The organism is Chloroflexota bacterium (assembly GCA_035652535.1).
Taxonomy (GTDB): Bacteria; Chloroflexota; UBA6077; order UBA6077; family SHYK01; genus DASRDP01.
Genome location: DASRDP010000168.1, coordinates 1 through 5,781 on the forward strand (window position 1 = coordinate 1; position 5,781 = coordinate 5,781).

The window sequence follows — 5,781 nt, forward strand, 5'->3', positions numbered from 1 at the left end:
TTGGAGCCAGGGATGCACGTCACCAACCTCGGGCCCGCCGAGCTGCCGCAGCTGCTGTTTGAGCGAGCGGACGTCATCGTCCGCCAGGGGCAGAGCGGGGTGACAGTTCCCGAGGGAGACCCGCGATTCCAAGCAGGCCGGGGGCACAGCCCCGCCGCGTATATCGCCGGTACCGAAGAAGAGATGCAGCGCCTGCCTCCGCCCGCCGGGAAAGAGGGGTTCAGCGGCCGATTCCCGAGCTTCGTCGATCTGGCCACTGGCGCCATCAGGCGCGAAAGCGCCGACCAAATCACCCTGTACCTGAACGTCGGCAACCAGGGACTCCAGTTCGCCGCCGTCGGCTCGCTCGTCTATGAGCGATGCCGCGAGCGAAACCTGGGTCGATCCATCCCTACCGAGTGGTTCTTGCAGGACATTCGAGACTAGCGAAAGGCCCTGGCGGTCCAGGCTGCCGCGCCCCACAAAGGGGACCCGGCCAATGTTGCCATACCAAATTGGAGGCTGAACATGGATGGGAACTTCTCCGCGCGTCGGTGGATCGCCCTGCTCTCATCGCTCGCCCTGGTAGCCCTGACCGGCTCCACCACCGGGCTCGCGAGCCAGGCCCTCGCGCCGCAGGCGCTCCGGTGCCCAGGGCGCACCCTTCCCGACCCGCCGGAGCGCTGGCGTTGGCAATGGCAGTGGGAGGTCCTGGACTCGTATGCGTTCCCGGGGCCCCCAGGCGATGATGGCCCCTGGGCCGTCGCCCTGGACGCTTCGTGCAACCTGTACGTGGCGGACGCGCAAAACAATCAGGTGGTGAAGCTGTCGCCAGACGGCGATGTCCTGGCTCGCTGGCCCACTCCGCACGGCAGCCTCGGCGAATCGAGCAGCCCGCGCGGCGTCGCCGTCGACGCCCAGGGGAACGTTTACGTCAGCGATTCACCCCGCAACCACGTGCTGAAGCTCGACCCTGCAGGGAACGTCGTCGCGACATGGGGAGCTTGCACACCATCGGCCGAGAATCGTTTTTGTGACCCGACTCAACCGGGGCTGTTCGTCGATCCGCAGGGCATCGCCGTGGACGGCTCGGGCGCCGTGTACGTGGTCGAGGTGGCCGGAAATCGAATCCAGAAGCTCACGTCTGACGGCCAGCCGATCGCCGTATGGGAGATGCGCGGTCGGGCACCCGGCGACCTCTGGATCCTCGGGAGCCCAGCCCTCGACCTCGACGGCAATCTCTACGTGCCCGACGAGTACAACAACCGGGTGCTGAAGTTCTCACCCGATGGCGCGCTCCTGGCCCAGATTGGCGGGGGCCCCGACGCGAGCCCCGAGCCCGGCCGTTTCCACGGGCCGCGCGGCGTCGCCGTCGATCAGGCGGGCAACATCTATGTGAGCGACCGAGACAATTGGCGGGTGCAGAAGCTCGCGCCGGACGGCACGTTCATCGACCAGTGGCGTCACTGCCTGGACGCGCCGTCCTGCCAGTTTCCCGACGCGGGCGATGGCCCAGGAGAATTCTTCGCCGCGCGCGGCCTGTCGGTGGACGGTCAGGGCAACCTCTACGTCGCAGACACAGCCAACAAGCGCGTCCAGCGCCTCATCGCCGTGGCAGTGCCGGTTCCCGACGACCAGCTCCCATAACTCGCGGCGCTGCAGCGGGCCAATCGACCCGACAGGACACTGACAGACTGAACCGCCGCGCGCCGACAGACAGCCGACCCGTCGGACGTACTCGCGACCGGTCAGAAGGCGCCGTCCTTCGTCTCCCTGATGGCGATGAGCCCAATCAGCGTCAGCGCGCAGGCGCCGGCGAGGTAGAGTCCGACAAACTCGAGCCCGTAGCGCTGCGCGAGCCAGGTGGCGATGTAGGGCGCAAGCGAGGCGCCGATGATGCCCGCGAGATTGAACGTGACCGAGCTGCCGGTGTATCGCACGCGGGTCGGGAACAACTCGGACAGCATCGTGCCGAGCGGGCCATACGTCATGCCCATCAGCGAAAGCCCGACGACGAGCGTCGCCACCGCGCCCGCGAACCCCGATGAGAGGAGCGGCTCCATGGCGAAGCTGAAAGCGGCGATCCCGAGGGTGACCCACAATAGGGTGCTTCGACGGCCGCGCGTCGCGATGGTCGCGCTGATGGGGATCGTGATGGCGAAGCACACGACGCCGATGAGCTGGATGAGGAGGAAGCTGGTCCGGCTGTATCCCAGCGCCGTCGTGCCCCAGGAGAGGGTGAAGACGGTCATCAGGTAGAAGAGGACGAACGTCGTCAGCGAGGCGAGCGTGCCGCGCACCACAGCCCCGAAGTGGTCGCGAAACACGACCAGCAGGGGGACCCGCACTCGCCCCTCGCGACTGAGTGCGTCGCGAAAGGCCGGCGTCTCGGCGATGGTGAGGCGCACGTAGAGGCCGACAGCGACGAGCGCCACGCTGGCCAAAAAGGGCAGCCGCCAGCCGAAGGCGAAAAACTGATCGTCGGAGAGCGCGCCGGAGAGGCCGAGAAACAGGCTGCTGGAGATGAAGAAGCCGGCCGGCGCGCCGAGTTGCGGGAACATCCCGTACCATGCCCGACGGCCCGCGGGCGCGTTTTCGACGGCGAGGAGGACGGCGCCGCCCCACTCCCCGCCGAGCCCGAGCCCCTGTCCGAACCGGCAGAGCGCGAGCAGGGCCGGCGCCGCGACGCCGATGACCGCGTATGGCGGCAGGATGCCGATGAGGAACGTCGAGATCCCCATCGTGAGGAGCGCGGCAACCAGCGTCGTCTTGCGCCCGACTCGGTCGCCGAAGTGGCCAAAAAGGGCCGAGCCGATGGGTCGCGCGAGGAAGGCGATGGCGAACGTGGCGAGGGATGCCAGGATGGCCGCGGCCGGGTCCGTCGCCGGGAAGAACATCTGCGGGAACACGATGACCGCGGCCGTACCGTAGATGTAGAAATCGAAGTATTCGATCGTGGTGCCGATCATACTGGCGAGGAGGACCTGGCCCGCGGTGTTGACCCGTTGCGCGGCGATCACGGGAGCGTTCGCACCTCTTCGACTCCCCCGGAGCGGAGAACACCCGTTGGTCGGTTGTTGGGGACGCGGGCGCAATCTTACCCGAGGATCGGTGGTGCAAGGATAGAATTGGACCACTGCCAGCCGCGCTAGGCTCGCAGCGTCGCGACGGCTACCCGAGCTACGCCAGTGGAGGGACCGATGCCAACGCTCTCGCCGTTTCGTTTCATCTGGATCGTCGCGCTCGCGGTCGCGGCATGTGCGCCCGCGACCCAGCGGGCCGGCAGCAGCGCGTCCCAGCCATCGCAATCGAGCGCGGCCTCGTCCCAGCGGACCCTCGTCGTCGCGGTCCGCGGCGAGCCTCCCACCCTTGCAAGCAAGGAGCTGGTGGGCTTCTCAGGCGCGCTGCGCGACCTTCAACAGGTATTCAACGCGGACCTCAACGGACAGAACGAGCGCGGCGAGTCCTACCTGTACCTCGCAGCCGATCTTCCGAAAGTAGACACGGACACGTGGCGCGTCTTCCCAGACGGAACGATGGAGACCACATACCGATTGAAGCCAAACCTTACGTGGCACGATGGCGCGCCACTGACCAGCGACGACTTTGTGTTCTCCTGGCAGGTCTACGCCACGCCGTCGCTGGGCGCGTCGGGGTCCTCGCCGATCCGCTCGATGCAGGAGGTGGTAGCTCTCGATTCACTCTCCTTCGTGATCCGGTGGAAGGAGCTCTACGCGGACGCCGCCGAGCTGGGAACCCGTATGGCGACGAGCGGTCTGCCGCCCCTGCCAGCCCACATTCTGCAGAACGATTTCCAGAACCTCGATCCGACTGAATTTCCCAACCTCCCCTTCTGGTCAAACGAGTACGTCGGGCTCGGTCCTTATCGGCTCACCCGCTGGGAGCCCGGCGCGTTCATCGAAGCCGAGGCGTTCGACGGTCACGTTCTGGGCCGACCGAAAATCGATCATCTCAAGGCGGTCTTCGTGCCGGACCCGAACACGGCCCTCGCGAACTTGCTCTCGGGGGAGGTCCAGTACGTGGGACAGTACGTTCTCGCGCCAGACCACGCGGACACCCTCGAGCAGCAGTGGGGCCCGACCCATGGTGGCACGGTCCTGTACGCTCCGGTCGGTTTCCGACGCGGCGTCATTCAGTTCCGACCTGAGCTTGTGTCGCCGAAGGCGCTCCTCAACGTGCGCGTGCGGCGCGCGTTGGCATCTGCCCTCGACAAAGCGGCCGCGAGCGACGCGCTCCAGTCCGGCAAGGGACTGTTGGCCGACGCGTTTGTGTCGCCGCGCCTACCCTACTATCAGGAGATCGACCGGGTTATCACGAAGTATCCGTATGACCCGGCCAAGAGCCAGCAGCTGATGGACGAAGCAGGTTTCACCAGAGGCGTGGACGGACTGTTCGTCGGGAAGGACGGCACTCCCTTCGATCTGGAAGTCGCCTCCTCCTCCGGATCGAAGAACGAGCAGGAAAACAGCGTGATCGTCGACGGCCTGAAGGCCGCGGGCTTCAACGCACACAGCAACATCCTTCCCGCCGCGCAGAGCCGTGAGGCCGAGACGTACACGCAGCGGCCCGGCATGCTGGTATGGGGTGGCGGGGGCGATTTGGCGTCGCTGGAAAACTTCACGACCGAGCAAACGGCCGGTCCGGCGAACCGCTGGCGCGGCAACAACTATGGCGCGTGGAGCAACGCCGATTATGACCGCCTCTACACGGATTACACGAAAGCGCTTCGCGCACCCGATCGAATCCACGATGTCGCCGAGATGAACCGCATCCTGACACAGGAGCTACCGTGGATTCCCTACTGGTACCAGCCGATCATCACCGCGCACGTGGCGTCGTTGAAAGGCCCCATTGCGCGCGAGACCCCGGACGCTCCGAACGGGATGATGCGCATCTACGAGTGGAGCTGGCAGTAGACCCGTCGATGCGGCTCAGAAGTCGGGGTCGATCCCGAGCAGACTCGAGGCTGTTCCACCGAGAATCGCGACGCGCTCGGCGTCCGTAAGGCCCGGTGTATTCAGGATGTGGTCGACGGCCGTCGTGGTCCACGGATACGGGTAATCGGTCCCCAGCATGATCTGCCCCGCCGCCGTCTCGGCGATCAGATGGCGCAGGCCCTCGCCGGTGAAGACCAGCGAGTCGAAATAGAGCTGACGAAGGTATTCGGTGGGCCGCTTCTTGAGTGGGACGCGCTTGCGCTCGGGAAACGCCTCGACGATCGCATCCGATCGGCCGGCGTACGAGGGCAGGTAGCCGCCACCGTGGGCGGCGCAAAGCTTCAGCCCGGGAAATCGGTCCAGGGTACCCTCGAAGATCAGATGGGAGAGGGCGATGGTCGTCTCGAGCGGGTTTCCGATAGCGTTGTCGAGCCCGCCGCTGCCGGTGAGCCTGCTGGCCAGCTCCCGAGTGCCCATAGGGTGCATGAAGATGAGGGCGCCCAGCTCTTCAGCCTTGGCCCAAAATGGGTGGAACCGCGGGTTCGCCAGCTCCTCGCCCTCGACGCTCCCGCCCACCGCGGCGCCCCGCAAGCCGAGCCTTCGAACGGCATGCTCCAGCTGCTCGGCCGCCAGGTCGGGGTGCTGAAGGGCAACGGTGGCAAACGCGACAAACCGATCGCCGTTGGCCGCGCAAAACTCAGCGAGCCGCTCATTCTGAATTCGGATGATCTCCGCCGCGAGGTCTCGCTCGGCCGCATACCAGTACGGATTGATACTGAGCGCTTCGACGTCAATCCCCTGCTCGTCCATCGCACGGATGCGCTCTTCGGTCTCGGCGAAGAGG

Annotated in this window: 5 protein-coding genes; 3 read left to right on the plus strand and 2 right to left on the minus strand. The window is 66.2% G+C overall.

Features of this window, described 5'->3' with window-relative positions; translation table 11 throughout:
- Together VFC51_20405 and VFC51_20410 are read left to right on the plus strand one after the other, a co-directional pair.
- The coding region (locus tag VFC51_20405; GenBank protein HZT09394.1) for an ornithine cyclodeaminase family protein at positions 1-426 on the plus strand (426 nt) is incomplete at its 5' end.
- 81 nt (positions 427-507) lie between these two features.
- Positions 508-1,626: a hypothetical protein gene (locus tag VFC51_20410; protein HZT09395.1), complete on the plus strand. Its 1,119-nt coding sequence runs from the start codon at positions 508-510 to the stop codon at positions 1,624-1,626.
- A gap of 101 nt (positions 1,627-1,727) precedes the next feature.
- Here VFC51_20410 and VFC51_20415 read toward each other — a convergent pair whose 3' ends face one another.
- Positions 1,728-2,948, minus strand: coding sequence for an MFS transporter (locus VFC51_20415; protein ID HZT09396.1), 1,221 nt, complete (start codon positions 2,946-2,948; stop codon positions 1,728-1,730).
- A 231-nt stretch (positions 2,949-3,179) separates the two neighbouring features.
- On the opposite strand from VFC51_20415, the gene VFC51_20420 reads away from it, so the two are divergent.
- Complete coding sequence (locus tag VFC51_20420) at positions 3,180-4,916, plus strand: ABC transporter substrate-binding protein (protein HZT09397.1); 1,737 nt, start codon at positions 3,180-3,182, stop codon at positions 4,914-4,916.
- Between the two features lie 15 nt (positions 4,917-4,931).
- Here VFC51_20420 and VFC51_20425 read toward each other — a convergent pair.
- On the minus strand, positions 4,932-5,781 hold an 850-nt coding region (locus VFC51_20425; GenBank protein ID HZT09398.1), incomplete at its 5' end, for an amidohydrolase family protein.

Bases quoted from the DNA above. Each gene is read 5' to 3' on its own strand.
- VFC51_20410 (HZT09395.1), top strand. From the start codon at position 508: ATGGATGGGAACTTCTCCGCGCGTCGGTGGATCGCCCTGCTCTCATCG.
- VFC51_20415 (HZT09396.1), bottom strand. From the start codon at position 2,948: ATGATCGGCACCACGATCGAATACTTCGATTTCTACATCTACGGTACG.
- VFC51_20420 (HZT09397.1), top strand. From the start codon at position 3,180: ATGCCAACGCTCTCGCCGTTTCGTTTCATCTGGATCGTCGCGCTCGCG.